Below are 26515 nucleotides of genomic sequence, written 5' to 3'. Positions count from 1 at the left end.
CCCGCGCTAATCGGGGCGCATGGACGAGACCAAGCGCATATGTGTGGGCGCCATCAGCGGCGCATTCGGGGTGAACGGCGAGGTACGGCTGAAAAGCTTCACCGCCGATCCCGAGGCGATCGCCGATTACGCGCCCCTGACCTCCGAGGACGGCACCCGCAGCTTCGAGGTGCAGCTTGTGCGCCCGATCGGCCAGGGCTTCGCCGCGCGCCTGTCGGACGTGCGCACCAAGGAAGAGGCCGACGAGCTCAAGGGCGTGCGCCTCTTTGCCCCGCGCGAGCGCCTGCCGCAGCTTCCCGACGACGAGTTCTACCACACCGACCTGATCGGGCTCGCGGTCTATGACACCGGCGGCAAGCAGCTCGGCACCGTGCGCACCGTGCAGAACCACGGCGCCGCCGACCTACTCGAGGTCCAGGCGCCCGGCAGCTCGGGCACGGTGCTCCTGCCCTTCACCCGCGAGGCGGTGCCGACGGTCGATCTTGCCTCAGGGCGCATCGTCGCCGATCCGCCGCTCGGCCTCTTCGACGACGCCTGAGGGCCGCACCATGACCGACACGCCCCGCTCGCACGGCAAGAAGAGCATCTCCGCCTCGCTGAAACCGCGCGAGCTCATGGGCTCCGGCGATCTCCACGGCGTCTGGAAGGCGCAGGTGGTCACCCTCTTCCCCGAGGCCTTCCCGGGCACGCTCGGCCTCTCGCTGACCGGCCGCGCCCTCAAGGACCGGCTCTGGCAGCTCGAGACCGTCGCCCTGCGCGCCTTCGGCGAGGGCCGCCACCGCAACGTCGACGACACGCCCGCGGGCGGCGGCGCGGGCATGGTGCTCCGCCCCGACGTCATGGGCCGCGCGCTCGACGATGCGCGCTCGCGAATCGCCCCCGGCGCGCCGATCCTCTACCTCTCGCCCCGCGGCAAACCCTTCGACCAGGCGATGGCGCGCCGCCTCGCGGAAGGCCCTGGCATGACCCTCATCTGCGGCCGGTTCGAGGGGATGGACGAGCGTGTCCTCGACCATTACGGTATCCAGGAGGTGTCGCTCGGGGATTTTGTCCTGACCGGCGGCGAGATCGCGGCGCAGGCCTTGATCGACGCCAGCGTCCGCCTTATACCGCGCGTGCTCGGGAATCATGAATCCGTCGAAGAGGAGTCCTTTTCGCACGGACTTTTGGAGCACCCGCAGTATACAAAACCGCCTGTCTGGAACGGTCGCGCGATCCCCGAGATTCTTCTGTCGGGCCATCACGCGAAGATCACCGACTGGCAGCGGTCCCAGGCCGAAAGGCTGACGAAGGAAAGACGACCTGATCTCTGGCGGGCTTGGTGTGCGGCGCACGGCAGGGACCCGGAAGAAGACCGAGAGCTCTGAGGTCGCGAGACACCTTTGCGGAAAAAACCGCAAGCAGTTCAGGAGATGGTCAGATGGACCTGATCGCAACACTCGAGGCGGAACAGATCGCCTCGCTCGGGAAGAGCATTCCCGATTTCAAGGCCGGCGACACCGTCCGCGTCGGCTACAAGGTGACCGAAGGCACGCGCACCCGTGTGCAGAACTTCGAAGGCGTCGTGATCAGCCGCAAGAACGGCTCGGGCATCGCCGGCACCTTCACCGTCCGCAAGATCTCGTTCGGCGAAGGCGTGGAGCGTGTGTTCCCGCTCTACTCGACGAACATCGAATCGATCGACGTGGTCCGCCGCGGCAAGGTCCGCCGCGCGAAGCTCTACTACCTGCGCTCGCGCCGCGGCAAATCGGCCCGGATCGCAGAGGACACCAACTACAAAGTGCTCAAGGGCGACGGCAAGAAGCCGGTTCAAGGATCGTCGACATGAAAAAGAACCTTCATCCCGATTATCACGCCGTGACCGTGAAGATGACCGACGGCACCACGTTCGAGACCCGCTCGGTGCACGGCGCCGAGGGCGACACGATCACGCTCGACATCGACCCGACGGTGCACCCGGCCTGGACCGGCGGCTCCTCGCGCCTGATGGACACCGGCGGCCGCGTGTCGCGCTTCAAGAAGAAGTACGAGGGCCTGGGCTTCTGATAGCCCCCCTCGGTGCAGGACTTCAGTCGCCGTCCCGGTCCTCCGGGGCGGCGTCTTTCGTTTCGGCCGCCTCCTCCCCTTCATGCGTCAAGCGCAACAGACGCTCGAGGAGGCGCCCCACATCCTCCTCCTCCACCAGCGCCATTTCCGCGCCGGGATCCTGAACGAAGACCATCGGACTTTCGCCGAGAACACGGCAGCAGCCGCACGTATCGAGCAGCACGTCGATCTCGAAATGCCTGCGATCCGCCATGATGCGGTCGAGACAGCCCGCGATCTCGTGCGGCGGCCCCTCCATCACCTGATAGAAGCGCCCCCGCGCCTTCAGCAGGGACGAGGAGACCCCGGCGCGCGCATTATGGATCAGCGACGCGCGCAGGATGTCGAGATTGTCCAGGGCCGCATCCGGCAGGTAGGTCCGACTGGTAAACAGCACCCGTCTCGTCACCATCGTCATGCGCCGCCCTTTCGCAGAGGGTGGGGAGCAAGCGTGATCGTCCACATCTTATCGTTATTCTTAATCATAACTGTCGGATAATACCTTTGTCCACCTTCGTGGCGCCCGGCGCAACGTGCGGCGGGTGCGCAACGCCCGCATGACGCGCGCCGCCTTGCCACTTCCGGGGCTCCTCCCCGCCAGCTATGCATGAAGTTGGCGGGCCAGCCCGCAAGGGGGGCGAAGGGGACGGCGCGTGGCTCACATCATCGTTGTCGGCAACGAAAAGGGCGGCGCCGGGAAATCCACCGTCTCGATGCATGTGGCGACCGCCCTCTGCCGCATGGGACACGAGGTCGGCGTGATCGACCTCGACCTGCGACAGCGCAGCACCGGCCGCTACATCGACAACCGCCGCGCCTATGCCGACGCCGTCGGGCTGACGCTCGCCTCTCCGCGTCTCGTGGACCTGCCCGAGATCGACCCCGGGACCCTGCCCGAGGGCGCCAGCGAAACCGACCACCGGCTCTACGCGGCGATCGAGCGGCTCGGCGCGGACTGCGCGTTCATCCTGATCGACTGCCCGGGTTCGCATACCCGCCTCGCGCAGGTCGCCCATTCGATCGCCGACACCCTCGTGACGCCGCTCAACGACAGCTTCGTCGATTTCGACCTGCTCGCGCACATCGCCCATGACGGCGAGAAGATCCTCGGACCCTCGGTCTATTCCGAGATGGTCTGGGCCGCCCGCCAGCGCCGCGCCGAGGCGGGCCTCACGCCCATCGACTGGATCGTGCTGCGCAACCGCGTCGGCGCGCAGGCGATGATCAACAAGCAGAAGATGCAGGTCGCGCTCGAAAAGCTGGCGAAGCGCATCGGTTTCCGCACCGGCCCCGGCTTCTCCGAACGCGTGGTCTTCCGCGAGCTCTTTCCCCGCGGCCTGACCCTGCTCGACCTGCGCGATGTCGGCGTGAAGCAGCTCTCGATCTCGAACGTCGCCGCCCGTCAGGAGCTTCGCGACCTCCTCCGCGCCCTGAAGCTGCCCGGCGTCGAGGTCACCTTCTGATGCCGGCCGGCCCCTCCCGCGGCGAGCATCTCTTCCGCCTGATCTTCAGCCTCTGCGGTCTTGTCCTGCTCGTTGCCGCCATCGTGATCCGCGGCTGGCCCCGCGGCGCCGCGATCTTCGAGGTCATCGGCATCGCCGGTCTTTTTCTGGGCGGATCCGCCGCCTGGTCCGCCTGGAAGCTCTGGAGCAACCGCTGACCGCGCTGCAGGAGTTGCACCCGTCCCCCCTTCGCGGCATGTAGGCGCGCATGGCCCGGCAGCTCGACTATCACACGATCCGCGCGATCTTCGACCGCTTCCACGCGGCGGAGCCCGAGCCCAAGGGCGAGCTCGAGCACGTCAACGCCTTCACCCTCGTGGTCGCCGTCGCGCTCTCGGCCCAGGCGACCGATGCCGGAGTGAACAAGGCGACCCGCAGGCTCTTCGAGATCGCCGACACGCCCGAGAAGATGCTCGCCCTCGGCGAGGAGGGCGTGACCGAGCACATCAGGACCATCGGCCTCTACCGCAACAAGGCCAAGAACGTCATCAAGCTCAGCCGCATCCTCGTCGAGGAATACGGCGGCGAGGTGCCGAACAGCCGCGCCGCGCTGCAATCCCTGCCGGGCGTCGGGCGCAAGACCGCCAACGTGGTGCTCAACATGTGGTGGCGCTACCCCGCGCAGGCGGTCGACACCCACATCTTCCGCGTCGGCAACCGCACCGGCATCGCCCCCGGCCGCGACGTGGTGGCGGTGGAGCGCGCGATCGAGGATCACGTGCCGGTCGACTACATGCAGCACGCCCATCACTGGCTGATCCTGCACGGCCGCTACACCTGCGTCGCGCGCAAACCCAAATGCGCGGCCTGTCTCATCACCGATCTCTGCACATTCGAGGACAAGACGACATGAAACAGTACCAGGTCGTCGGCATCGGCAACGCCATCGTCGACGTTCTCACCCGCGCCGACGAAAACTTTCTGGGTCACATGGGGATCGAGAAGGGCATCATGCAGCTGGTGGAGCGCTCCCGCGCCGAAACCCTCTACGGCGCCATGGAGGACCGCGTGCAGGCACCCGGCGGCTCGGTCGCCAACACGCTGGCGGGGCTCGGCAATCTGGGCCTCCGCACCGCCTTCATCGGCCGCGTCAACGACGACGCGCTGGGCCGCTTCTACGCCGAGGCGATGGAGGACATCGGCACCCGCTTCGTCAATCCGCCGCGCAGCGACGGCGAGCTGCCGACCTCGCGCTGCATGATCTTCGTCTCGCCCGACGGCGAGCGCTCGATGAACACCTATCTCGGCATCTCCGCCGAGCTCGGCCCCGACGACGTCGACGAGGAGGTCGCCTCGAACGCCGAGATCGTCTTCCTCGAAGGCTACCTCTTCGACAAGGACAAGGGAAAGGACGCCTTCAACCGTCTCGCCCGCGCCTGCCGCAAGGCCGGCGGCCGCGCCGGTATCGCGATCTCCGATCCGTTCTGCGTCGAGCGCCACCGCGAGGACTTCCTGCGCCTGATCGAGCACGAGCTCGACTACGTCATCGGCAACGAGGCCGAGATCCGCGCGCTCTTCCAGAACGACGATCTCGAATCCGACCTCGAGGCCGTCGCCGCGATCTGCCCCCTCGTCATCTGTACGCGCTCGGGCGACGGCGTGACGATCATCCGCGACGGCGCGCGCACCGACGTCCCCGTCGACAAGATCGTGCCGGTGGACGCGACCGGCGCGGGCGACCAGTTCGCCGCGGGCTTCCTCTACGGCCTCGTCACCGGCGCCGACATGGAGACCGCAAGCCGCATGGGCCACGCCGCCGCTGGCGAGGTCATCTCCCACATGGGCCCCCGCCCCGAGGCCTCGCTGCCCGATCTCTTCCGCGACCGCGGCCTGATCTGAGGCTCCGAGGCGTCTCCTGACCCCGGTTTTCCCCGCCGGGGGCGCTCCGGTCTTCTTCTTGGCGAAAATACTCCCGCCGGAGGCTCCCGACCCCACCGCGCTCGCAACGCCGACGCGTCGGAGGCCAGCGCCACCCGCCGGAGCGGCCCGCGCAAGCGGGCCGCGACATGACGAGCGCCGCGTCAGCGGCTCCGCCGGATCAGGCCTGCTGCAGCATCCGCCCGAGCGGGCGTCCCCCGAGGATGTGCACGTGCAGATGCGGCACCTCCTGCACGCCGTGTTCGCCGGCGTTCGAGATCATGCGGAAGCCGTCGCCCTCGACGCCCTCCATGCGGCAGACCTCGCCGATCGCGCGGACGTAATCGACGATCTCCGCCTCCGACGCCTCCTGCGCGAAATGGTCGTAGCTGATATAGGCGCCCTTCGGGATCACCAGCACGTGCACCGGCGCCTGCGGACGGATGTCGCGAAAGGCGAGGCTGTGCTCGGTCTCGAGCACGGTGTCGTTCGGGATCTCGCCGCGCAGGATCTTGGCGAAGATGTTCTCGGAATCGTAGTCGAAGGCCATGGGTATCCTCATGTCGCAGGAAGGTCGGACGCGATCGCCGCCCCCTCTGGTGGCGCAGCTTCGCGCAGGCTGCAAGCAGGGCGTCGCGCCCGCCCTGTCAGTCCGGCAGGTCCTCGGACGGGATCATTGGAAAGAATTGCCCGTCCGACCAGAGGCCGAACCAGCTCTCGCCGCCGGTCTCGTGATGCGCCCCGATCTCCGCCAGCCGGTAGAAGCTCTTGCGGTCGATCAGCGCCTCGAGATCGTCGCGGATCAGGATGTAGGGCGAGGGCTCTCCCGTCCCGGCGTCCCGCTCGACCCGGATCGGATGGTCCGGCCCCGCCACCGCGCGGTCGCCGACATGGGTCGTGAAGGTCAGCACCTGCGCCTCGCCCTCCCCCTCGGCGGCGAAGTCCGTGGCGACGAAGGGCGCGTCCTCCACAGTGATGCCCAATTTTTCGGCAGGGGTCACAAGGAAATATTTACTATTCTCGCGTTTCAGTATGGACGAGAAGAGCTTGACCATCTCGAAGCGCCCGATCGGCGTGCCGAGATAGTACCATGTCCCGTCCCGCGCGATGCGCATGTCGAGATCGCCGCAGAACGGCGGATTCCACTTGTGAACCGGGGGGATGCCCTTTCCCTTGGCGGCGCGCGCCGCCTCTGCGATGCCTTCGGCCGAGGGAGCCCCGGCCTGCGTCACGGAATTTTGTGAACTCATAGCTTTTGCCATCCCGGGCCGTCACGATACCTTCCCTGTCAATCTAACCTTCCACGGAGCGTTGTCATGGCCGACACCGAAGATCTGGTCGCAGAGATCGAGGCGCTGGAGGAGAAGCTGGCCGAGGCCAAGGCCGCGATCACCCGCCGCTTCATCGGCCAGGAACGCGTGGTCGACCTCACGCTCGCGGCGCTGCTCTGCGGCGGCCACGGCCTGCTGATCGGCCTTCCCGGGCTCGGAAAGACGCGCCTCGTCGAGACCCTCTCGACCGTGATGGGCCTCGACGGCAACCGCGCGCAGTTCACCCCCGACCTCATGCCCGCCGACATCCTCGGCTCCGAGGTGCTTGAGACCGGCGCCGACGGCTCCCGCGCCTTCAAGTTCATCGAGGGGCCGATCTTCTGCCAGCTCCTCATGGCCGACGAGATCAACCGCGCCTCGCCCCGGACGCAATCGGCGCTCCTGCAGGCGATGCAGGAAAAGGTCGTGACCGTCGCCGGCGAGACCCGCCCGCTCGACAAGCCCTTCCACGTCCTCGCGACGCAGAACCCGATCGAGCAGGAGGGCACCTATCCGCTCCCCGAGGCGCAGCTCGACCGCTTCCTCGTGCAGATCGACGTCGCCTATCCCGACCGCGACACCGAGCGCGACATCCTCCTCGCCACCACCGGCGTCGAGGATGCCGAGGCGCACCAGGTCTTCGACGGTCCCTCGCTCCTCGCCGCGCAGACCCTGCTGCGGCGGATGCCCGTCGGCGACAGCGTGGTCGAGATGATCCTCGACCTCGTGCGCAGCTTCCGGCCCGCCGATCCCTCCGCGCCCGAACGGGTGCGCGACATCGTCGCCTGGGGCCCCGGCCCCCGCGCCGCGCAGGCGCTCATGCTCACCGTCCGCGCCCGCGCCCTCCTGCAGGGCCGCCTCGCGCCCTCGCCCGAGGACGTGATCGACATGGCGCGCCCCGTGCTCATCCACCGGATGGCGCTCACCTTCTCGGCCCGCGCCCGCGGCGAGGATCTCGGCGCGCTCATCGACACCGTCAGCCACGGTCTGGTCCGGACCGAGGCGGCTGCGTGACGGCACCGCTCACCCTCAGGCAACACGCCGAGGAAGAGGCCAGCCACCTCCCTGCCCTCCTCGCCCGCGCCGAAAAGCTCGCGGGCACCGTCCTTCTCGGCGAACACGGGCGTCGCCGCGCCGGGCTCGGCGACGATTTCTGGCAGTATCGCCCGCTCATGCCGGGCGACAATTACCGCTCGATCGACTGGCGCCGCTCGGCCCGGGGCGACGCGCAATTCGTCAAGGACCGCGAGTGGCAGATCGCCCAGTCGGTGCTGATGTGGGTCGATCAGGCCGCCTCGATGCGCTTCACCTCCGACGAGAAGCGCCTGCCCTCCAAGGCCGACCACGCCCGCCTGATCTCGCTCGCCACAGTGGTCCTGCTGATCCGCGCGGGCGAGCGCGTCGGCCTCACCGGCTGGTCCCTGCCGCCGCGCGGCGGCAGCCAGCAGATCCTGCGGCTTGCCGAGTCGTTCTCGACCGACGCGACCGACGATTACTCCGCCCCCGAGGCGCGCGGCATGCTGCCCCATGCCCGCGCGATCTTCGTGTCGGACTTCCTCGGCGACATCGCCCCGATCGAGGCGGCGCTCACCAAGGCCGCCGACCGCGGCGTGCGCGGCGTCCTCTTGCAGATCCTCGACCCTTCCGAAGAGGCGTTCCCCTTCGAGGGCCGGACGATCTTCCAGTCGGTCGGCGGCGGCACCCGGCACGAGACGCTCAAGGCCGGTGACCTGCGCGGCCGCTATCTCGAGCGGCTGGCGGAGCGGAAGGACCGGCTCGACAGCCTCTGCCGCCTGACCGGCTGGCAATACGAGTGCCACCACACCGACAAGACCGCGCAATCGGCCCTGCTCTGGGTCTGGCGCGCGATGGACGGAGCACACGGATGACCCTCTTCGGCGCCCTCGGTTTCACCACGCCCTGGCTGCTTCTGGGCCTTCTCGCCCTGCCGGTGCTGTGGATCCTGCTGCGCGCCGTGCCGCCCGCCCCCGTCCGCCGGCTCTTTCCCGGCGTCGTGCTGCTGCTCGGCCTCAAGGACGAGGAGCAGGTCAGCGACCGCACCCCGTGGTGGCTCCTGCTCCTGCGGATGCTCGCCGTCGCTGCGGTGATCGTCGGCCTCGCCGGCCCGATCCTGAACCCCGAAGAGGACAATGCCGCGGTCGGCGACCGCCCCCTCCTCGTCGTGATGGATGCGAGCTGGGCCAGCGCCGGCGACTGGCGTGCCCGCGAGACCGCGCTCGACGGCCTCCTCTCCCGCGCCGCCCGCGACGACCGCCCCGTCGCGCTCCTGCGCCTCTCCGCACCCGAAGCCGCCACCTTCCAGGCCGCAGGCGCGCTGCAACAGCGCCTCTCCGGCATCCGCCCCGAACCGTGGGAGCCGAATGCGGAGCGCATGGAAAATGCTGCCTCGCTGCTGCCCGACGGCCCCTTCGACACCTACTGGTTCTCCGACGGTATCACCCGCGAGGGCCGCGCGCCTCTGCTCGAGGCGCTCGAAGGCGCCGGCGAGGTCACCGTCTACGAGAGCCCGCAGGACCTCTACGCCCTCGCCCCCGCCCGGTTCGACGGCGGCAACGTCGCGCTGACGCTCAAGCGCCTGCGCCCCGGTGCCGCGCGCGAGGTCACGGTGAACGCCGACGGTCGCGATCCCGCCGGCAACCCCGCGACGCTCGCGAGCCTGCCGATGCGATTCGAGGACGGCGCGGTCCTTGCCGAGGGCGAGCTGTCGCTGCCGGCCGAGCTGCGCGCCCGGGTCGACCGCTTCGAAGTCGCGGGATCGAGCAGCGCCGGCGCGCTGACCCTGTCGGACGACAGCCTGCGCCGCCGCGAGGTCGCGCTCATCGCCGGAACCGAGAACCGCGAGGGGCTCGAGCTCCTCTCGCCTCTGCATTATCTCCACCGTGCGCTCGAGCCGACCGCGGATCTCCTCGACGGCGGCCTGCCCGACGTGCTGCCCGCCAATCCAGACGTGATCGTGCTCGCCGATGTCGCGACGCTCGGCGGCGAGGCCGAAGAGGTGCGCGACTGGGTCGAGAACGGCGGCATGCTCCTGCGCTTTGCCGGCCCGCGCCTCGCCGGCTCCGACATCAGTCGCGACGAGGAGGACCCGCTCCTGCCCGTGCGCCTGCGCGCCGGCGGCCGCTCCGTCGGCGGCGCGATGAGCTGGGGAGAGCCCAAGACCCTCGCCCCCTTCGACGCCGAAAGCCCCTTCTTCGGCCTCGAGATCCGCGACGACGTCACCGTCACCGCGCAGGTCATGGCCCAGCCCGACCCCAGCCTCGCGAGCCGTGTCATCGCGCAGCTGACGGACGGCACGCCGCTGGTCACCCGAAAGCGCCTCGGCCAGGGACAGGTCGTCCTCTTCCACGTCACCGCCAACGCCGAATGGTCCTCCCTGCCGCTGTCGGGACTCTTCGTGCAGATGCTCGAACGGCTCGCCGTCTCCTCGATGCCCGCCCAGCCCGAGATCGAGGAGCTCGAAGGCACCACGTGGGAGCCGCAGCTCGTCCTCGACGGCTTCGGCGACCTGCGCGACGCCGGCACCCTTCCCGGCGTTGCCGGAGAGGCTCTGGTCTCCGAACCGCTCGGCCCCGATCTCCGCCCCGGCCTCTATGCCGGAGAGGACCGCAGCCTCGCGCGCAACGTCGTGACCGCCGACACCGAGCTGCGCCCGATGGTCTGGCCCGACCGCATCACCGTCGAAGGCCTCGCCGCCCCCGACGAGGAGCCGCTCGCGGGCTGGCTGATCGCCCTCGCGCTCCTGATGCTCTTTGCCGACATCCTCGCCTCCCTCGCCCTGACCGGACGCCTCCGCGGCGCCCAGACCGGTCCCGTCGCGGGCGCGCTCCTCGCCGCCGCGCTGATGCTCCCCGGCGCGGCCGACGCGCAGCAGGACCGCAGCGCCACCGGCGAGACAGAGAATTTCGCGATCGACGCCACCGCCGAGATGACCCTCGCCCATGTCCTGACCGGCAATGCCGAGATCGACGAGATCGCGCAGGCCGGCCTGCGCGGCCTCTCGGACACGCTCTACTTCCGCACCTCGGTCGAACCCGGCGCCCCGATCGGCGTCGATCTCGAACGCGACGAGCTGGCCTTCTTCCCGATGCTCTACTGGCCGGTCACCCCCGACCAGCCGACGCCGAGCCAGGAGGCCTATGCCAAGCTCAATGAATACATCCGCTCCGGCGGCATGATTCTCTTCGACACGCGCGACGCCGACATCGCGGGCTACGGCGCCTCCTCCCCGAACGGCCGCAAGCTGCAGGAGCTCGCCGCCCCGCTCGACGTGCCGCCGCTCGAACCGGTGCCGCAGGACCACGTCCTCACGCGCACCTTCTACCTCCTGCAGGACTTCCCCGGGCGCTACGCCGGCCGTGACATCTGGGTCGAGGCCGCGCCCGCCGATGCCGAGCTCGTCGAGGGCATGCCCTTCCGCAACCTCAACGACAACGTCACTCCCGTGGTGATCGGCGGCAACGACTGGGCCTCGGCCTGGGCGACCGCCGAGAACGGCCAGCCGCTCCTGCCGATGGGCCGCGGCTTCTCGGGCGAGCGGCAGCGCGAGATCGCCTTCCGCTTCGGCGTGAACCTCGTGATGCACGTCCTCACCGGCAACTACAAAAGCGACCAGGTCCACGTGCCGGCGCTTCTCGACAGGCTCGGACAATGACCGGCAACATCGTCTTCGACCCGCTCCTGCCCTGGCTCGCCATCGGCGCGCTGGGCGGGCTCGCGCTCCTCGGCATCGTGCTCGCTCTCTGGCGCGGCCTCGCCGGCTGGGCGCTTCGCGGCATCGCGGCGCTGATCCTCGTCGCCGCCCTCTCGCAGCCGTCCTGGCAGGTCGAGGACCGCGCGCCGCTCAACGACATCGTTCTCATGGTCGTGGACGAGAGCGCCTCGCAGGACCTCGCCGAACGCGCCGGCGTGACGGCGGACGCCGCAACCTCACTCGAGGCCGAGCTGGCCAGCCGCCCGAACACCGAGGTCCGCCGCGTCGCCGTCGGCGACGGCGAGGACGACGCCGGCACGCTCCTCATGACCGCCGTGTCCGAGGCCCTCGCCGAGGAGCCCGCGGGACAGGTCGCGGGCATCCTCCTCCTCTCCGACGGACGCCTGCACGACCTCGACCGCGCGCCCGACCTGCCCGCGCCGATGCACCTTCTGATGACCGGGCAGGAGGACGACTGGGACCGCCGCCTCATCGTCGAGAACGCCCCCGCCTTCGCCATCCTCGACGAGCCCGTCACCCTGACCGTCCGGGTCGAGGACGAGGGCGCCGCGCCCGAGGCCACCAGCACCGAGATCGAGATCTCCGTCGACGGCTCCGAGCCGCAGGGCTTCGAGATCCCCATCGGCCAGAGCTTCGAGCTGCCGATCACGCTCCCGCACGGCGGGCTCAACGTGATCCAGTTCACCGTCCCCGAAGCGGGCGGCGAGCTCACCGACCGCAACAACACCGCGCTCGTGCAGATCAACGGCGTGCGCGACCGCCTGCGCGTCCTGCTCGTCTCGGGCGAACCCCATGCCGGCGGGCGAACCTGGCGCAACCTTCTGAAATCCGACAGCTCCGTAGACCTCGTGCACTTCACCATCCTGCGCCCGCCCGAAAAGCAGGACGGCGTGCCGGTGAACGAGCTCTCGCTCATCGCCTTCCCGACCCGCGAGCTCTTCCTCGAGAAGATCGACGATTTCGACCTGATCATCTTCGACCGCTACAAGCGCCGCGGCATCCTGCCCTCGATCTACCTCGACAACGTCCGGCAATATGTCGAGGACGGCGGCGCGGTGCTCGTCGCCGCAGGCCCCGATTACGCCTCCGCCGACAGCCTCTACCGCTCACCGCTCGGAGAGATCATGCCCGGCGCCCCCACCGCCCGGGTGATCGAGGAAGGCTTCCGCCCCGAGATCACCGAACTCGGTCAGCGGCACCCGGTGACCTCAGGCCTCGGCTCGCCCGAAAGCTGGGGCCGCTGGCTGCGCCAGATCGACATCGACCCCGGCGAGGGCGATACCGTCATGTCCGGCATCGAGGGGCGGCCTCTCCTGGTGCTCGACCGCGTCGGCGAGGGTCGCGTGTCCCTCATGGCCTCCGATCAGGCCTGGCTCTGGTCGCGGGGCTACGAGGGCGGCGGGCCACAACTGGAACTCCTGCGCCGCCTCGCCCACTGGATGATGAAGGAGCCCGAGCTCGAGGAAGAGACGCTGCTCGCCGAGCCCACCGGCCAGACCATGCGCATCATCCGCCGCACGCTCGAGGAAGAGGTCGGCACCGTCACGATCACCCGCCCCGACGGCGAGACCGAGGAGGTCACCCTTGAGGAGGTCGCGCCGGGCCGGTTCGAGGCGCTTTACGAGGGCCCGCAGATCGGGCTCTACCGGCTCGCGGAAGGCGATCAGGAGGCCGTCGTCGGTCTCGGCCCCGCGGCCCCGCGCGAGTTCGAGCAGACCATCGCCACGTCGGACTTGCTCGATCCGGTGCTCGATCCGTCGAATGGCGGCACCGTCCGGCTCGCCGACGGCGTTCCCGACATCCGCGAGGTCAGCCCCGGCCGCCCCGCCGCGGGGCGCGGCTGGGTCGGCATCACCCCGCGCGAGGCCTACCAGACGATGGACATCACGCAGGTTCCGGCGCTGCCCTCCTGGCTCGTGCTGCTCCTCGCCTCGGGCTTCATCATCGCGGCGTGGTTGCGCGAAGGCCGCCGCTAGGCACCCTCACCAGGTCCGCAGCCCTTTGTCCGCGAACGTATCGACGAGGAAGTCGACGAAGGCGCGCACCTTCGGCTGGGTGAACCGCCCCGGCGGATGCACCGCATAGATGCCCTGCGTCTCCACCGGCAGATCCGGGATGGCGTCCTCGACCAGCCCCTCCGCCATCGCGGTCGAGTAAAGGAACGACGGCAGATAGGCGATGCCGAGCCCTGCGATGCAGGCGTTCAGCAGCGACTGCCCGTCGTTCACCGAGAGCCAGCCCGCGGTGCGCACCTGCCTCTTCTCGCCCGACGGCGCGGTCACCTTCCAGACATTGCCCGAGGCGTTGTTCGAATAATGCAGCAGCTTGTGATCGTTGAGATCGTCGATCCGCTGCGGGCGCCCGAACTTCTCGAAATAGGTGGGCGAGGCGATCATCCGCTTCGTCGTCTCGGTCAGCTTGCGGGCCCGCAGGGTCGAATCCTCGAGCTCTCCGATCCGCACCGCCACGTCGAACCCCTCCGAGATCAGCTCCACGTAGCGGTTGTTCAGCACCATGTTCACGGTGATGTCGGGAAACTCGGCCAGGAAGTCGCCGAGCACCGGCGAGAGGTGGTTCACCCCAAAATCCGTCGCGACCGAGATCCTGAGGAGACCCGAAGGCGCCGATTGCATCGACGTCACCAGCGCGTCCGCCTCACCCGCGTCGTTCAGCACCCGCCGCGCCCGGTCGTAATAGATCAGCCCGATCTCCGTCGGCGACACCCGCCGGGTCGTCCGGTTGAGCAGCCGCGCACCAAGGCGCGCCTCGAGGCTGGAGACATGTTTCGACACGGCGGATTTGGAAATGCCCATCTTCTTCGCCGCGTCCGTGAATCCGCCCTGGTCCACCACGGTGGCGAATGCCTCCATCTCGGTCAGGCGATCCATTCACGTCTCCTCTCGATCCCTTGAGTCCTCCGATCGGATATCGCGGCCAATCTGGGCAGAAAGACGGCTGACGGCGGACAATAGGGCGATGTTCCGCGACAATGTATGGACCCGGGAAACATATGCAAAAAGCGTGACATAGGCGCGACCCACCGAAACCGTTTCTCGAAAAAAAGGGCCGGATGCATAAGCACCCGGCCCAAGGACACATGAGGGATGTCGAAGGGATCAGGCGGCCTGGCGCTCGTGCTTGCCTTCCTGAATCTCCTCGACGATCTTGGAAACGAATGCGCCAAGATCGTCAGGGTTCCGGCTTGTCACGATTCCCTGATCCGCGACCACGGTCTCGTCGACCCACTCGGCGCCCGCGTTCTTCACGTCGGTCTTGATCGACTTGTAGGACGTCGCCTTGCGGCCCTTGAGAATACCGGCCTCGACCAGGATCCACGGCGCGTGGCAGATCGCGGCGATGACCTTGCCCGCATCGTGGAACGTCTTCACGGCGCTGAGGACGCTGTCCTCGACGCGCAGGATGTCGGGGTTGATCTGGCCGCCCGGCAGGACGAGCGCGTCATAGGCGCCGAGATCGGCATCGCCGAGCTTGAGGTCGGCGGGCACGGTGCGGCCCCAATCGTCGCCGTCCCAGCCCTTGATCGGCTCGCCGTCGAGCGAGGCGACATGCACCTCCGCGCCGCGGTCCTTGAGCTCGTCGCGGGGCACTTCAAGCTCGGACTGCTCGAAGCCATGGGTCGCAATGATAAGTACTTTCGAGTCCTCGATGCGGGGCATGATGGCCTCCTTCGGTATCGCGTTGAAGTCTGTGTCGGCACTCCCGGTGCCGCTTGTCAGACAAACGCGACCGCGCGCGAGGCCGTTCCCGCTGCAAGACCGGCCTCGCGCAATCCCCCGCGCCCCGTCAGAGCGCGGCGGCGAGCCGCGTGCCCTGATCGATCGCGCGCTTGGCGTCGAGCTCCGCCGCCACATCCGCGCCGCCGATCACGTGCACCTCGACGCCCCGCGCCTCGAGCGCGTCCGCAAGGCTACGCTCGCTGACCTGCCCCGCGCAGAGAACCACGGTATCGCAGGCGATCACCTCGGGAGTCTCCCGCGCCTCGCCGTAAGACACGTGCAGCCCCTCGCCATCGATCTTCTCGTAGGTGACGCCGGTCTTCATCTGCACCTGCTTCATCTGCAGGCCCGCGCGGTGGATCCATCCCGTCGTCTTGCCGAGCCGCTTGCCCGGCTTCTCCGCCTTGCGCTGCAGCATCGTCACCGCCCGCGCCGGCGCATGGGGCTGCGGCCCCTGCGGCGCGAGGCCCGAGCGCGCCTCCTCGGGATCCGTCACGCCCCATTCCGTCATCCAGTCGGGCAGCGACACGGTGGGGCTCGTCCCGTCCATCACGAGGAACTCCGACACGTCGAACCCGATGCCGCCCGCGCCGACCACCGCAACCCGCTTGCCCGGCGTCACCGCCCGCGTCAGCACATCGACATAGGAGGCGACATTGGGCCCCTCCTGCCCTGCGATGCCGGGATCGCGCGGAAGGACCCCGGTCGCCACGATCACCGTATCGAAGTCCTCCAGCGCATCCGCATCCACCGCCCGGCCGAGCCGCGTCTCGACCCCGCGCAGCGCCACCGTCGTGCGGAACCACTCGACGAGGCCCCAGAACTCCTCCTTGCCGGGGATCTGCTTGGCGAGGTTGAGCTGCCCGCCGATCTCCTCCGACTTGTCGAAGAGCGTCACCGCATGCCCCCGCTCCGCCGCCGTGATCGCCGCCGAGAGGCCCGCAGGCCCCGCCCCGACCACCGCGACCCGCTTGCGCGTCTCCGCCGGGACGACGTTCAGCTCGGTCTCGTGGCAGGCCCGCGGATTGACGAGGCAGGTCGAGATCTTGCCCTGAAACGTATGGTCGAGGCAGGCCTGGTTGCAGGCGATGCAGGGCGCGATCTCCGCGCTCCGCCCCTCGGCCGCCTTCTGCACGAAGGCCTCGTCGGCGAGCCACGGCCGCGCCATCGACACCATGTCGGCGCAGCCCTCGGCGAGGATCTCCTCGGCCACCTCGGGCGTGTTGATCCGGTTGGACGCGATGATCGGGATCGACACGCGGCCCATCATCTTCTGCGTCACCCACGCGAACGCCCGCCGCGGCACCGAGGTCACGATCGTCGGCACCCGCGCCTCGTGCCAGCCGATGCCGGTGTTGAGGATCGTCGCGCCCGCCGCCTCGACCGCCGTCGCAAGCTGCACCACCTCCTCGAAGGTCGAGCCGTCCGGCACGAGGTCGATCATCGAGATCCGGTAGATCAGGATGAAGTCCGGCCCCACCGCCTCGCGGACCCGCCGCACGATCTCGACCGGCAGCCGCATCCGGTTCTCGTAGGACCCGCCCCAGCGGTCGGTCCGCTTGTTGGTATGCGTGACGAGGAACTGGTTGATGAAATACCCCTCGGAGCCCATCACCTCGACGCCGTCATACCCCGCCTCGCGCGCCCGCACCGCCGCGGTGACGATGTCGGCGATCTGCTTCTCGATCCCCTCCTCGGTCAATTCGTGCGGCTTGAAGGGAGAGATCGGCGACTTGATCGCGCTCGGTGCCACGCATTCCGGCCCGTAGGCATAGCGGCCCGCATGCAGGATCTGCATCGCGATCTTGCCGCCCGCCTCGTGCACCCGCTCGGTAACCACCCGGTGATTGGCGATGTCCTGCTCCGAAAAGAGCCCCGCCGCCCCCGGAAACACCCCGCCCTCGCGGTTCGGCGCCATGCCGCCCGTGACCATCAGCGCCGCCCCGCCGCGTGCGCGAGCGGCATAGAACTCCGCGACGCGGTCCCAGTTGCCCGTCTCCTCGAGGTTGGTGTGCATCGACCCCATCAGCACGCGGTTCTTCAGCGTGGTGAAGCCGAGGTCGAGCGGGGCGAGCATATGCGGGTAGAGATCGGACATGACGGGCCTCCCTTGCCTGTGGCCCGGACGGTTCCACGGGGCGCGGGGGGTGTCGAGATCAACGTGACGTAACAGGGCGCCGCGTCAACCGCTCGCAGGACCGGGTGGCCCCGAAAGAAAAAAGCCCCGACCCGAGGGCCGAGGCTTCAACGTCCGGAGCATACACCGTTCGCGCGATACCGGGCTCAGCCCTTCATCGCGTCCCAGAAGCTCTTCACGCTCTTGAAGAAGCTCATGGATTCGGGGTTGTTGTCCTCGCTCAGCTCCTCGAATTCGCGCAGGAGCTCCTTCTGGCGCGAGGTCAGGTTCACCGGCGTCTCGACGGCAAGCTCGATGAACATGTCGCCATGTCCGCCGCCGCGCAGCGCCGGCATGCCCTTGCCGCGCAGGCGCATCTGGCGGCCCGATTGCGAGCCCGCCGGGATCGATACGCGGCTGCGGCCGCCCGCGATCGTCGGCACCTCGATATCGCCCCCGAGGGCGGCCGAGGCCATCGACACCGGCACCCGGCACTGCAGGTTCACCCCGTCGCGGTCGAAGATGTCGTGCCGTTTGACCTCGACGAAGATGTAGAGATCGCCCGGAGGACCGCCGCGCATCCCCGCCTCGCCTTCGCCGGCGAGCCGGATGCGGGTGCCGGTCTCGACGCCCGGGGGCACGTTGATCGACAGCTGGCGCTCCTTCTGCACGCGGCCGTTGCCGCCGCAGCTCGAGCAGGGATTCTTGATGATCTGGCCGAGGCCGGAACAGGTGGGGCAGGTCCGCTCCACCGTGAAGAAGCCTTGGGTCGCGCGCACCTTGCCCATGCCCGAACAGGTCGGGCAGGTGGTCGGCTCCGCGCCGCCTTCCGAGCCCGAGCCATCGCACGAGCCGCATTGCACGCTCGTCGGCACGCTGATCGTCTTGGTCAGGCCGTTATAGGCCTCCTCGAGATCGACGCGCAGGTTGTAGCGCAGGTCCGATCCCCGGGCCGCGCGCGACCGGCCGCCGCGTCCGCCGCCCATGAAATCGCCGAAGAGGTCGTCGAAGACGTCCGAGAAGGCCGAGGCGAAGTCGCCCTGACCGCCGCCCATGCCGCCGGGCCGGCCGCCGCCGCCTCCGCCCATGCCGCCGTCGAAGGCCGAATGGCCGAAACGGTCGTAGGCCGCCTTCTTCTCGGGGTCCTTGAGGACGTCGTAGGCCTCGTTCGCTTCCTTGAACTGGCCCTCGGCAGCGGGGTTGTCGGCGTTCCGGTCGGGGTGAAGTTCCTTGGCCTTCTTGCGATAGGCCTTCTTGATCTCATCCGCAGAAGCACCCTTCGAGAGGCCGAGAACGTCGTAATAGTCACGCTTGGACATGTCTGTTCTCCTTGGCGCGCGGAACGTGGCAAGGCCGGCCCGGTGTCCGGACCGGCCCGCAATGTGTTCCGCAGGCTATGGCCTCAGGCCCGCTTGTTTTCGTCGAGATCCTCGAAATCGGCGTCGACGATGTCGTCGTCGCTGCCGCCCTGCGACTGCTCGCCGTCATCGGGGTTCTCGCCGCCTTCGGCTTCCGCCGTCTGCGCCTTGTAGATGGCCTCGCCGAGCTTCATCGACGCCTCGGTCACGTTCTGGATGCCGGAACGGATCTTGTCCGCGTCGTCCTTCTCCAGATCGTCCTTGAGAGCCGAGATCGCCAGCTCGATCGCCTCGACGGTCGACGGGTCGACCTTGTCGCCGTGGTCCTCGATCGACTTCTCGGTCGAGTGGATGAGGCTTTCCGCCTGGTTCCGGGCGTCGACCAGATCGCGGCGCTTCTTGTCGGACTCCGCGTTCTCCTCGGCTTCCTTCACCATCTTCTCGATGTCCTCGTCGGACAGACCGCCCGAGGCCTGGATGGTGATCTTCTGCTCCTTGTTGGTGCCCTTGTCCTTCGCCGCGACGTGCACGATGCCGTTCGCGTCGATGTCGAAGGTCACCTCGATCTGGGGCATGCCGCGCGGTGCCGGCGGGATCTGCTCGAGGTTGAACTGGCCGAGCATCTTGTTGTCGGCCGCCATCTCGCGCTCACCCTGGAAGACCCGGATGGTCACGGCGTTCTGGTTGTCCTCGGCGGTCGAGAAGATCTGGCTCTTCTTCGTCGGGATCGTGGTGTTGCGGTCGATGAGACGGGTGAACACGCCACCCAGCGTCTCGATGCCGAGCGACAGGGGCGTCACGTCCAGAAGGACCACGTCCTTCACGTCACCCTGCAGCACGCCCGCCTGGATGGCGGCGCCCATGGCCACGACCTCGTCGGGGTTCACGCCCTTGTGCGGCTCCTTGCCGAAGAAGGCGGTCACTTCCTCGATCACCTTCGGCATCCGCGTCTGGCCGCCGACCAGCACGACCTCGTCGATGTCGTCCTTGGACAGACCCGCATCCTTCAGCGCGGCCTGGCACGGCTTGATCGACGCCTTGATGAGGTCACCGACGAGGCTCTCGAGCTTCGCGCGGGTCAGCTTCATCACCATGTGCAGCGGCTGGCCGTTGGAGCCCATCGAGATGAACGGCTGGTTGATCTCGGTCTGGCTCGCGCTCGACAGCTCGATCTTGGCCTTCTCCGCGGCTTCCTTCAGGCGCTGGAGCGCCATCTTGTCCTTGGTTAGGTCGACCTGGTTCTCTTTCTTGAACTCGTCGGCGAGGTAGTTGACGATCCGCATGTCGAAGTCTTCGCCGCCGAGGAACGTGTCGCCGTTCGTCGACTTCACCTCGAAGAGGCCGTCGTCGATCTCGAGGATGGTCACGTCGAACGTGCCGCCGCCGAGGTCGTAGACCGCGATCGTCTTGGTCTCTTTCTTGTCGAGGCCATAGGCCAGCGCAGCCGCGGTCGGCTCGTTGATGATGCGCAGCACCTCGAGGCCGGCGATCTTGCCCGCGTCCTTCGTGGCCTGACGCTGCTGGTCGTTGAAATAGGCCGGAACGGTGATGACCGCCTGCGTGACCTCTTCACCGAGATAGCTCTCGGCGGTTTCCTTCATCTTCTGCAGGATGAAGGCGGAAATCTGGGAGGGGCTGTACTTCTCGCCCTTGGCCTGGACCCAGGCGTCGCCGTTGCCGCCGTCGACGATCTCGAACGGCATGTTCTTGTTGTCCTTCGCCAGATCGGGGTCGTCCTTGCGACGGCCGACGAGGCGCTTGACGCCGAAGATGGTGTTGGTCGGGTTGGTGACCGCCTGGCGCTTGGCCGGCTGACCCACGAGGCGCTCGTCGTCGGTGAATGCGACGATCGACGGCGTGGTACGCGCGCCCTCGGAGTTCTCGATCACCTTCGCCTGGCTGCCATCCATGATGGCGACGCAGGAGTTGGTTGTGCCAAGGTCGATGCCAATGACTTTGCCCATGTCTTTTTGATCCCTTCTCGTCTTCAAGGCGATGCTCCGAGGCGTCGGACCCGTTGTGGCATCCTGCCCCGGTTGCGGCAGCGGATGCGGGAAGCCCCGGTTCCGCGTTCGGACGGTATATAGGGAGGGCAAAAATAGGCTGCAAGCGGGCGTACCGATCGCATTGGCCATATTCCCCGGCATTTTCCGGACCCTGCCCGTTTGCACCGGCGCACGCCCCGCGCGATGATCCCCTGCATGAGCGACATTCTCGACATCCGCGGCTTCCGCATCCACCGGGGCTTTCTGGACCGCCCCGCGCAGGAAAGCCTCGTTGCGACGTTGCGGGAGGTTCTGCGCGCGGCGCCGCTGGTGCAGCCGGTGACCCCGCGGGGCCGTCCCATGTCGGTCAGGATGTCCGCCGCGGGCCGCTTCGGCTGGATCACCGACCGCAATGGCTACCGCTATTCCGAGACGCATCCGGACGGCATGGCATGGCCGCCGATCCCGGACGAGGTCCTCGCCATCTGGGACACGGTGGCGCCCGAGGCGCGCGCCCCCGAATGCTGCCTCATCAACTGGTACGGAGAGGGCGCACGGATGGGCCTTCATCAGGACCGCGACGAGGGCGACTTCACCCAGCCGGTCGTGTCGGTCTCGCTCGGCGACGAGGGGCTCTTCCGGATGGGCAACGAGGAGCGCGGCGGCAAGACCGAATCCCTCTGGCTGCGCTCGGGCGACGTCGTCGTCATGGGCGGCGAGGCGCGCCTGCGCCATCACGGCGTCGACCGCATCCGCTTCGGCTCCTCGACGCTGCTGCCGCAGGGCGGGCGGATCAATCTCACGCTGCGCGTGGTGACCTGATCATTCGGAGAGCGAACAGCATCCCGACAGCGTCCGCGCCCCTTCCCCGGTGGTGATCAGCGCCGCCGAGAGCCCGTACTGCCGGTCCGACATCCCGTCGCCGCATTCCTCCGCCGAGATCGCAAGCGCCAGCGTTCCGCCCGCCGCGCCGCCCACCACGGCGAAGAAGCGGCCGGGCACCCCCTCGGCGCTCCGCACCGGCCCGGTCAGCCAGGTCGCCTCGCCCTCCGGCTCGGAAAACGTCGAGGTGCCACCCGCGGCCACGTCGAGCGACCAGAACGGCTCTGTCCCGAAGCAGGAAAACTCCGTCACATCGGGCAGCCTCCCGCCCGGCTCCGCCTCGAGGAAATCGAGCGACGCCCAGCCCGACCGCTCGCCGGTATTCACCCGGCCCCAGCCATCCTGCACCGCAATCACCTCGACTCCCGTGGCCTCCGGCCCGAGCTCGCCGATCTTCTCGGCCGAGGCCTCGGGCGCGGTCCGGACGTTCAGAACGTCGTCCGCCGCGACCCCGATGACCGAATGGAGCGCCGGCAGGCTCTCCTGCGACAGGGCCGGTCCCGCGGCCACAAGAAGGACGGCAAGCGATCTGATCATGGAAACGGCCCTCCCGAAACGCATGCCCGGATCATGCCCCAAGGGCCCCGACCCGCCAAGTCTGCCACGCAGCGCCGCAACCGCACGCTCCCTGGCGCGTTTCCCTCTCATCAGGGGCCAGCGGCGGGCACGCATGGTTGCCGCCGCGCCCGCACCGTGACCATAAGGGGGCAACGCCGGCCGACCGGACCGGCCCCCTGCGCCAAGGAAAGGGCAAGACCTTGAACTACGCTGACCTCACCACCGTGATGCGCCGCCTCGCCCTCGAAGCCGGCGACGAGATCATGAAGATCTACGAGGCCGACGATTTCGACGTGAAGACGAAATCCGACGAGAGCCCCGTGACCGAGGCGGACGAGGCGGCCGACCGCCTGATCTCGGCCGGCCTGCGCGAGGCCTTCCCCGACATTCCGGTCGTGACCGAGGAGCAGGCCGAGACCCACGATCAGGATCTCGCCACCTTCCTCATCGTCGACCCGCTCGACGGCACCAAGGAATTCGTCAAGCGCCGCGGCGACTTCACCGTCAACATCGCCCTCGTCGAGGACAACGTGGCGAGCCGCGGCGTCGTCTTCGCCCCCGCCAAAGGCCGCCTCTTCTACACCGACGCCGACGGCAAGACCGTCGAGGAGACCGGCGCCTTCCATAAAGAGGTGGTCGGCGACACGACGCCCCTCAGCGTCTCCAAACCCGACCCCGAGGCGCTGGTCGTCGTCGCGTCGAAAAGCCACCGCGACGAGGCGACCGACGCCTATATCGGCAAATACGCGGTCAAGGACAGCACCTCGGCAGGATCCTCGCTGAAGTTCTGCCTCGTCGCAACCGGAGAGGCCGACCTCTATCCCCGCCTCGGCCGCACGATGGAATGGGACACCGCCGCGGGCCACGCCGTGCTCTACGGCGCCGGCGGCCGGGTCGTCCGCTTCGAGGACCATACCCCCCTGACCTACGGCAAGCGCGGCTTCGAGAACCCCTTCTTCATCGCCTACGCCCCGGGCGTGTCCCTCAAGAAGCCCTGATGCCGGCCGGCCGCTTTCCCGGGCAGAGCGCGGGAAAGCGCCGCCGCCCTGAAGGGTGTATGTCACTAATCTTACATACTGATGCCACACTGCATTCGGATATGGGGATTGTCCGAATTTGAGGTAGCCTAGGCATATCGTCCCGTGCCAGAACACAACCCAAACGGGCATTCCTGCCAGCTCAGACGTCGGAGGAGCTTCTGATGAAGAACAAGGTAACCAAGGCGATCTTTCCGGTCGCGGGTCTCGGAACGCGCTTCCTCCCGGCCACGAAATCGGTGCCGAAAGAGATCATGACGCTGGTCGACCGGCCGCTCGTGCAATACGCGATCGACGAGGCGCGCGCCGCCGGCATCAAGGAATTCATCTTCGTCACCTCCCGCGGCAAGGGCGCGCTCGAGGATTACTTCGACCACGCCCCCCAACTCGAGGAAGAGCTGCGGCGGAAGGGCAAGGACGACCTGCTCAAGATCCTCGAATCGACCTACATGGACTCGGGCGAGATCGCCTATACCCGCCAGCACAAGGCGCTCGGCCTCGGCCACGCGGTCTGGTGCGCGCGCCAGCTCATCGGCGACGAGCCCTTCGCGGTCATGCTGCCCGACGACGTCATCGCCGGCGACACGCCCTGCCTGCAGCAGATGGTCGAGGCCTATGCCGAATCCGGCGGCAACATGGTCGCCGCCATGGAAGTCCCGCGCGAGAAGACCTCCTCCTACGGCATCCTCGACATCGCCGAGGACATGGGATCGCTCGTGCAGGTCAAGGGCATGGTCGAGAAGCCGAAGGTCGAGGACTCGCCCTCGAACCTCGCCGTGATCGGCCGCTACATCCTCTCGCCGCAGGTGCTCAAGAACCTCGACGACATGAAGGAAGGCGCCGGCGGAGAGATCCAGCTCACCGACGCCATCGCACAGGAGATCGGCGGCTCGGAGGGCGTCTACGGCCTGCGCTTCCGCGGCCAGCGCTTCGACTGCGGCTCCAAGGCGGGCTTCCTGCAGGCGACCGTCGCCTTCGGTCTCGAGCGCGAAGAGCTCAAGGACGATCTCTGGCGCTACCTCCAGGAGGTCGTCTCCTCCGACAAGGCCGCGCAATAGGAAAGGACGACATGCCCAACGTATTGGTCACCGGCGGCGCCGGCTATATCGGCGCGCATGCCTGCAAGGCCCTGAAGGCCGCCGGCTTCACGCCCGTCACCTACGACAACCTCTCGACCGGATGGCGCGACGCGGTGAAGTTCGGCCCCCTCGTCGAGGGCGAGCTGACGGACCGCGCCACCCTCGACCGCACCTTCGCCGAGCACCAGCCGGTCGCGGTCATGCACTTCGCCGCGCTCAGCCTCGTCGGCGAGGCGATGTCCAATCCGGGCAAGTACTGGGGCAACAATGTCGGCGGCTCCCTCACCCTGCTCGAGGCGATGGTGGCGGCGGGCTGCGGCAACCTCGTCTTCTCCTCGACCTGCGCCACCTACGGCGAGCACGACAACGTCGTCCTCGACGAGCACACCCCGCAGGAGCCGCTCAACGCCTACGGCGCTTCGAAACGCGCGGTCGAGGACATGATCCGCGACTTCGCGAACGCCTATCCCCTGCAATCGGTGATCTTCCGCTACTTCAACGTCGCCGGCGCCGATCCCGAGGCCGAGGTCGGCGAGGCGCACGAGCCCGAAACCCATCTCATCCCCGTCATGCTCGAGGCGATCCAGGGCAAGCGCGATGGGCTGACGATCCACGGCACCGATTACGACACGTCCGACGGCACCTGCGTGCGCGACTACGTGCATGTCTGCGACCTCGTCGACGCGCATGTGCTCGGGCTGTCATGGTTGCTCGACGGCAAGGGCAGCCGGGTCTTCAACCTCGGCACCGGGCGCGGTTTCTCGGTGCGCGAGGTGATCGACGCCTCCCGGACCGTGACAAACATGGAAGTGCCCTATACCGAAGGGCCCCGCCGCGCCGGCGATGCGACCAAGCTCGTCTCGGGCTCGACCCGCGCGGGCGAGGAGCTCGGCTGGGAGCCGAAGAATTCGACGCTGCAGCAGATGATCGCGGATGCGTGGCGCTGGCATCAGGGCGGCGGCTTCGCCCCCTGACCCCGCCCGAAACGGCAGCGCCCCCGGCCCGTCGCCGGAGGCGCTGAGTTCTCAGGCCGCCTGAACCGGCGCGACCTCGGTGAGGATGGTGAAGAGCTTCCCCGGGTCCGGGTTCGCCCGCAGCTTGTTGCAGAAGCCCGCATCCCGCAGCGTGCGCGACACCAGCGCCAGCGCCTTCAGATGCTCGACGCCCGCATCCTCGGGCGCGAAGAGGCCGAAGACGATGTCCACCGGCTGGCGGTCCACCGCCTCGAAGTCGATCGGCCGCTCGAGCAGGATGAACGAGCCCACCACGCGCTCGAGCCCGCGCAGACGCGCATGCGGCAGCGCGACACCGTGGCCGACTCCCGTCGGCCCGAGGCTCTCGCGCTCCATCAGCGCCTCGACGGTCTGATGGTTGTCGACCCCGTAGGCCGACGCGGCAGTCTCGGCAAGATCGTGCATCAGTCGCTTCTTGCTCGACGCGCCCGATATCACGCGGACGGCCGCGGGGTTCAGAAGGTCAATAACGTTCATTTACGCGCCTGCTCTTTCGCGGGGCGGCTCGCCCGGCTCCAAGGTCTCTGCGGCCGGTTACGGATCGATCCAGCCGATGTTGCCGTCCTCGCGGCGATAGACGACGTTCACGCCGTCCTTCTTCTCGTTCCGGAACACCAGGACCGGCGCGCCGGCGAGCTCCATCTGCATGACGGCCTCTCCCACGGACAGCGACGGGATCTTGGTCTCCATCTCGGCCACGATGATGGGCTGGAGCGAGTCGGGCTCTTCCGTCTCGTCCCCCTGGCCTGATCCGGCGAGGATATACGAGGCCGCCTGCATGAGTTCAACCGGTGCCGCACGGTCCTTGTGATGATCCTTCAAACGGCGCTTATAGCGGCGCAATTGCTTGTCGAGCTTCTCCGAACAGGCCTCGAAGGCGGCGTAGATCTCGGTCGCGTGGGCCTTCGCGGTGCACATGATTCCCGTCGAGAGATGGATGATCGTCTCGCAGACATATTCATGTGCGGACTTCGAAAAGATCACGTTGGCATCCGTGGGACGTCCGGCATATTTCTCGAGCATCGCCGAGAGCTGGGTCTCGACATGGGTCTGGAGCGCGGCGCCGATATCGATCTGCTTGCCTGTGATCTGGTAACGCATGGAATCTCCCCTCCTCAGAGAAAGGCGATCGCAACCTGGCCGCGAATGCGGCCTTCAGGGATCGCTACGGTCGGGACACATGACGCCCCGTTCGGAACCGCCTGCTGCGCCGCCGGGAGGCGGGGCCAAGGGGGCAGGCATGACCGAACTGAAAGCGTCATGA

At 68.1% G+C, this 26515-nt stretch carries 27 protein-coding genes; 16 read left to right on the top strand and 11 right to left on the bottom strand.

Features of this window, described 5'->3' with window-relative positions; translation table 11 throughout:
- Positions 1 to 19: 19 nt before the first annotated feature.
- The 4 genes from rimM to rpmE are packed head-to-tail and all read left to right on the top strand — an operon-like array spanning position 20 to position 2046.
- Entirely contained in the window at positions 20 to 538 is a 519-nt protein-coding gene (gene rimM / locus OCH239_RS06400) for a ribosome maturation factor RimM (protein ID WP_037260080.1), read from the top strand.
- Positions 539 to 548: 10 nt separating this feature from the next.
- A complete protein-coding gene (trmD, locus tag OCH239_RS06395; protein WP_037260079.1) occupies positions 549 to 1367 on the top strand; it encodes a tRNA (guanosine(37)-N1)-methyltransferase TrmD in 819 nt (272 codons plus the stop codon).
- 53 nt (positions 1368 to 1420) lie between these two features.
- Entirely contained in the window at positions 1421 to 1828 is a 408-nt protein-coding gene (gene rplS, locus OCH239_RS06390; RefSeq protein WP_037260077.1) for a 50S ribosomal protein L19, read from the top strand.
- Positions 1825 to 2046: a 50S ribosomal protein L31 gene (gene rpmE / locus OCH239_RS06385; RefSeq protein ID WP_037260075.1), complete on the top strand. Its 222-nt coding sequence runs from the start codon at positions 1825 to 1827 to the stop codon at positions 2044 to 2046. Before rplS ends, rpmE begins: the two co-directional genes overlap by 4 nt.
- 22 nt (positions 2047 to 2068) lie before the next feature.
- Here rpmE and OCH239_RS21630 read toward each other — a convergent pair whose 3' ends face one another.
- Positions 2069 to 2503 carry a BLUF domain-containing protein gene (locus OCH239_RS21630; RefSeq protein ID WP_051489332.1) on the bottom strand — a complete coding sequence of 145 codons (435 nt, stop codon included), beginning with the start codon at positions 2501 to 2503 and terminating at the stop codon, positions 2069 to 2071.
- Between the two features lie 235 nt (positions 2504 to 2738).
- Here OCH239_RS21630 and OCH239_RS06375 point away from each other — a divergent pair, with 235 nt between their 5' ends.
- Genes OCH239_RS06375 through OCH239_RS06360 form a run of 4 tightly spaced genes read left to right on the top strand, consistent with a single transcriptional unit; the run spans position 2739 to position 5426 of the window.
- On the top strand, positions 2739 to 3548 hold the full coding sequence (locus OCH239_RS06375; protein ID WP_037260073.1) for a division plane positioning ATPase MipZ: 810 nt from the start codon (positions 2739 to 2741) through the stop codon (positions 3546 to 3548).
- Positions 3548 to 3745, top strand: a complete 198-nt coding sequence (locus tag OCH239_RS06370; protein ID WP_037260071.1) for a hypothetical protein — start codon at positions 3548 to 3550, stop codon at positions 3743 to 3745. The genes OCH239_RS06375 and OCH239_RS06370 overlap by 1 nt, the downstream gene beginning before the upstream one ends.
- 50 nt (positions 3746 to 3795) lie before the next feature.
- On the top strand, positions 3796 to 4440 hold the full coding sequence (gene nth, locus OCH239_RS06365) for an endonuclease III (protein WP_037260070.1): 645 nt from the start codon (positions 3796 to 3798) through the stop codon (positions 4438 to 4440).
- Positions 4437 to 5426, top strand: a complete 990-nt coding sequence (locus tag OCH239_RS06360; RefSeq protein ID WP_037260068.1) for an adenosine kinase — start codon at positions 4437 to 4439, stop codon at positions 5424 to 5426. The genes nth and OCH239_RS06360 overlap by 4 nt, the downstream gene beginning before the upstream one ends.
- A gap of 199 nt (positions 5427 to 5625) precedes the next feature.
- On the opposite strand, the gene OCH239_RS06355 is transcribed toward OCH239_RS06360, so the two are convergent.
- Together OCH239_RS06355 and OCH239_RS06350 are read right to left on the bottom strand one after the other, a co-directional pair.
- Positions 5626 to 5994 carry a histidine triad nucleotide-binding protein gene (locus OCH239_RS06355; RefSeq protein WP_037260065.1) on the bottom strand — a complete coding sequence of 123 codons (369 nt, stop codon included), beginning with the start codon at positions 5992 to 5994 and terminating at the stop codon, positions 5626 to 5628.
- A gap of 97 nt (positions 5995 to 6091) precedes the next feature.
- Complete coding sequence (locus OCH239_RS06350; RefSeq protein WP_037260063.1) at positions 6092 to 6694, bottom strand: DUF1285 domain-containing protein; 603 nt, start codon at positions 6692 to 6694, stop codon at positions 6092 to 6094.
- Between the two features lie 66 nt (positions 6695 to 6760).
- Here OCH239_RS06350 and OCH239_RS06345 point away from each other — a divergent pair, with 66 nt between their 5' ends.
- The 4 genes from OCH239_RS06345 to OCH239_RS06330 are packed head-to-tail and all read left to right on the top strand — an operon-like array spanning position 6761 to position 13462.
- Positions 6761 to 7768, top strand: coding sequence for an AAA family ATPase (locus OCH239_RS06345; protein WP_037260060.1), 1008 nt, complete (start codon positions 6761 to 6763; stop codon positions 7766 to 7768).
- Complete coding sequence (locus OCH239_RS06340) at positions 7765 to 8643, top strand: DUF58 domain-containing protein (RefSeq protein ID WP_037260058.1); 879 nt, start codon at positions 7765 to 7767, stop codon at positions 8641 to 8643. Before OCH239_RS06345 ends, OCH239_RS06340 begins: the two co-directional genes overlap by 4 nt.
- Positions 8640 to 11426 (top strand): DUF4159 domain-containing protein, encoded by a 2787-nt coding sequence (locus tag OCH239_RS06335; RefSeq protein WP_037260057.1) that lies wholly within the window; start codon positions 8640 to 8642, stop codon positions 11424 to 11426. Before OCH239_RS06340 ends, OCH239_RS06335 begins: the two co-directional genes overlap by 4 nt.
- Positions 11423 to 13462, top strand: a complete 2040-nt coding sequence (locus OCH239_RS06330) for a membrane protein (RefSeq protein ID WP_037260055.1) — start codon at positions 11423 to 11425, stop codon at positions 13460 to 13462. The genes OCH239_RS06335 and OCH239_RS06330 overlap by 4 nt, the downstream gene beginning before the upstream one ends.
- Before the next feature lie 6 nt (positions 13463 to 13468).
- On the opposite strand, the gene OCH239_RS06325 is transcribed toward OCH239_RS06330, so the two are convergent.
- The 5 genes from OCH239_RS06325 to dnaK all read right to left on the bottom strand — a co-directional run bounded on the left by OCH239_RS06325 (position 13469) and on the right by dnaK (position 20661).
- Positions 13469 to 14374 carry a LysR family transcriptional regulator gene (locus OCH239_RS06325; protein ID WP_037260053.1) on the bottom strand — a complete coding sequence of 302 codons (906 nt, stop codon included), beginning with the start codon at positions 14372 to 14374 and terminating at the stop codon, positions 13469 to 13471.
- A 228-nt stretch (positions 14375 to 14602) separates the two neighbouring features.
- Positions 14603 to 15163 (bottom strand): type 1 glutamine amidotransferase domain-containing protein, encoded by a 561-nt coding sequence (locus OCH239_RS06320; RefSeq protein ID WP_037260051.1) that lies wholly within the window; start codon positions 15161 to 15163, stop codon positions 14603 to 14605.
- A 127-nt stretch (positions 15164 to 15290) separates the two neighbouring features.
- Complete coding sequence (locus OCH239_RS06315) at positions 15291 to 17321, bottom strand: NADPH-dependent 2,4-dienoyl-CoA reductase (RefSeq protein ID WP_037260049.1); 2031 nt, start codon at positions 17319 to 17321, stop codon at positions 15291 to 15293.
- Positions 17322 to 17506: 185 nt separating this feature from the next.
- Positions 17507 to 18658 carry a molecular chaperone DnaJ gene (dnaJ, locus tag OCH239_RS06310; RefSeq protein WP_037260047.1) on the bottom strand — a complete coding sequence of 384 codons (1152 nt, stop codon included), beginning with the start codon at positions 18656 to 18658 and terminating at the stop codon, positions 17507 to 17509.
- Positions 18659 to 18741: 83 nt separating this feature from the next.
- Positions 18742 to 20661, bottom strand: coding sequence for a molecular chaperone DnaK (dnaK, locus tag OCH239_RS06305; RefSeq protein WP_037260045.1), 1920 nt, complete (start codon positions 20659 to 20661; stop codon positions 18742 to 18744).
- Between the two features lie 237 nt (positions 20662 to 20898).
- Between dnaK and OCH239_RS06300 the strand changes: the two genes are divergently transcribed.
- Positions 20899 to 21504 (top strand): alpha-ketoglutarate-dependent dioxygenase AlkB family protein, encoded by a 606-nt coding sequence (locus tag OCH239_RS06300; RefSeq protein ID WP_037260405.1) that lies wholly within the window; start codon positions 20899 to 20901, stop codon positions 21502 to 21504.
- Here OCH239_RS06300 and OCH239_RS06295 read toward each other — a convergent pair whose 3' ends face one another.
- On the bottom strand, positions 21505 to 22101 hold the full coding sequence (locus OCH239_RS06295) for a COG3650 family protein (protein WP_037260043.1): 597 nt from the start codon (positions 22099 to 22101) through the stop codon (positions 21505 to 21507). It lies immediately after the preceding gene.
- A 221-nt stretch (positions 22102 to 22322) separates the two neighbouring features.
- On the opposite strand from OCH239_RS06295, the gene cysQ reads away from it, so the two are divergent.
- From cysQ to galE, 3 genes are all read left to right on the top strand, one after another.
- Positions 22323 to 23120: a 3'(2'),5'-bisphosphate nucleotidase CysQ gene (cysQ, locus tag OCH239_RS06290; RefSeq protein ID WP_037260041.1), complete on the top strand. Its 798-nt coding sequence runs from the start codon at positions 22323 to 22325 to the stop codon at positions 23118 to 23120.
- Positions 23121 to 23323: 203 nt separating this feature from the next.
- Positions 23324 to 24217 (top strand): UTP--glucose-1-phosphate uridylyltransferase GalU, encoded by an 894-nt coding sequence (galU, locus tag OCH239_RS06285; RefSeq protein ID WP_037260039.1) that lies wholly within the window; start codon positions 23324 to 23326, stop codon positions 24215 to 24217.
- An 11-nt stretch (positions 24218 to 24228) separates the two neighbouring features.
- Entirely contained in the window at positions 24229 to 25212 is a 984-nt protein-coding gene (galE, locus tag OCH239_RS06280; protein ID WP_037260037.1) for a UDP-glucose 4-epimerase GalE, read from the top strand.
- 51 nt (positions 25213 to 25263) lie between these two features.
- Here the strand turns inward: galE and OCH239_RS06275 are convergent, their stop codons facing one another.
- Positions 25264 to 25728, bottom strand: coding sequence for a PTS sugar transporter subunit IIA (locus OCH239_RS06275; RefSeq protein ID WP_037260035.1), 465 nt, complete (start codon positions 25726 to 25728; stop codon positions 25264 to 25266).
- Between the two features lie 57 nt (positions 25729 to 25785).
- Positions 25786 to 26352 carry a ribosome hibernation-promoting factor, HPF/YfiA family gene (gene hpf / locus OCH239_RS06270; RefSeq protein WP_037260033.1) on the bottom strand — a complete coding sequence of 189 codons (567 nt, stop codon included), beginning with the start codon at positions 26350 to 26352 and terminating at the stop codon, positions 25786 to 25788.
- Positions 26353 to 26515 lie beyond the last annotated feature (163 nt).

The organism is Roseivivax halodurans JCM 10272 (genome assembly GCF_000521785.1).
GTDB lineage: Bacteria > Pseudomonadota > Alphaproteobacteria > Rhodobacterales > Rhodobacteraceae > Roseivivax > Roseivivax halodurans.
The sequence above is the reverse complement of the archived record's forward strand: the minus strand, read 5'-3'. Positions and strand labels throughout refer to the sequence as shown.

Bases quoted from the DNA above. Each gene is read 5' to 3' on its own strand.
- rimM (WP_037260080.1), top strand. From the start codon at position 20: ATGGACGAGACCAAGCGCATATGTGTGGGCGCCATCAGCGGCGCATTC.
- trmD (WP_037260079.1), top strand. From the start codon at position 549: ATGACCGACACGCCCCGCTCGCACGGCAAGAAGAGCATCTCCGCCTCG.
- rplS (WP_037260077.1), top strand. From the start codon at position 1,421: ATGGACCTGATCGCAACACTCGAGGCGGAACAGATCGCCTCGCTCGGG.
- rpmE (WP_037260075.1), top strand. From the start codon at position 1,825: ATGAAAAAGAACCTTCATCCCGATTATCACGCCGTGACCGTGAAGATG.
- OCH239_RS21630 (WP_051489332.1), bottom strand. From the start codon at position 2,503: ATGACGATGGTGACGAGACGGGTGCTGTTTACCAGTCGGACCTACCTG.
- OCH239_RS06370 (WP_037260071.1), top strand. From the start codon at position 3,548: ATGCCGGCCGGCCCCTCCCGCGGCGAGCATCTCTTCCGCCTGATCTTC.
- nth (WP_037260070.1), top strand. From the start codon at position 3,796: ATGGCCCGGCAGCTCGACTATCACACGATCCGCGCGATCTTCGACCGC.
- OCH239_RS06360 (WP_037260068.1), top strand. From the start codon at position 4,437: ATGAAACAGTACCAGGTCGTCGGCATCGGCAACGCCATCGTCGACGTT.
- OCH239_RS06355 (WP_037260065.1), bottom strand. From the start codon at position 5,994: ATGGCCTTCGACTACGATTCCGAGAACATCTTCGCCAAGATCCTGCGC.
- OCH239_RS06350 (WP_037260063.1), bottom strand. From the start codon at position 6,694: ATGAGTTCACAAAATTCCGTGACGCAGGCCGGGGCTCCCTCGGCCGAA.
- OCH239_RS06345 (WP_037260060.1), top strand. From the start codon at position 6,761: ATGGCCGACACCGAAGATCTGGTCGCAGAGATCGAGGCGCTGGAGGAG.
- OCH239_RS06335 (WP_037260057.1), top strand. From the start codon at position 8,640: ATGACCCTCTTCGGCGCCCTCGGTTTCACCACGCCCTGGCTGCTTCTG.
- OCH239_RS06330 (WP_037260055.1), top strand. From the start codon at position 11,423: ATGACCGGCAACATCGTCTTCGACCCGCTCCTGCCCTGGCTCGCCATC.
- OCH239_RS06325 (WP_037260053.1), bottom strand. From the start codon at position 14,374: ATGGATCGCCTGACCGAGATGGAGGCATTCGCCACCGTGGTGGACCAG.
- OCH239_RS06320 (WP_037260051.1), bottom strand. From the start codon at position 15,163: ATGCCCCGCATCGAGGACTCGAAAGTACTTATCATTGCGACCCATGGC.
- OCH239_RS06315 (WP_037260049.1), bottom strand. From the start codon at position 17,321: ATGTCCGATCTCTACCCGCATATGCTCGCCCCGCTCGACCTCGGCTTC.
- dnaJ (WP_037260047.1), bottom strand. From the start codon at position 18,658: ATGTCCAAGCGTGACTATTACGACGTTCTCGGCCTCTCGAAGGGTGCT.
- dnaK (WP_037260045.1), bottom strand. From the start codon at position 20,661: ATGGGCAAAGTCATTGGCATCGACCTTGGCACAACCAACTCCTGCGTC.
- OCH239_RS06300 (WP_037260405.1), top strand. From the start codon at position 20,899: ATGAGCGACATTCTCGACATCCGCGGCTTCCGCATCCACCGGGGCTTT.
- OCH239_RS06295 (WP_037260043.1), bottom strand. From the start codon at position 22,101: ATGATCAGATCGCTTGCCGTCCTTCTTGTGGCCGCGGGACCGGCCCTG.
- galU (WP_037260039.1), top strand. From the start codon at position 23,324: ATGAAGAACAAGGTAACCAAGGCGATCTTTCCGGTCGCGGGTCTCGGA.
- galE (WP_037260037.1), top strand. From the start codon at position 24,229: ATGCCCAACGTATTGGTCACCGGCGGCGCCGGCTATATCGGCGCGCAT.
- OCH239_RS06275 (WP_037260035.1), bottom strand. From the start codon at position 25,728: ATGAACGTTATTGACCTTCTGAACCCCGCGGCCGTCCGCGTGATATCG.
- hpf (WP_037260033.1), bottom strand. From the start codon at position 26,352: ATGCGTTACCAGATCACAGGCAAGCAGATCGATATCGGCGCCGCGCTC.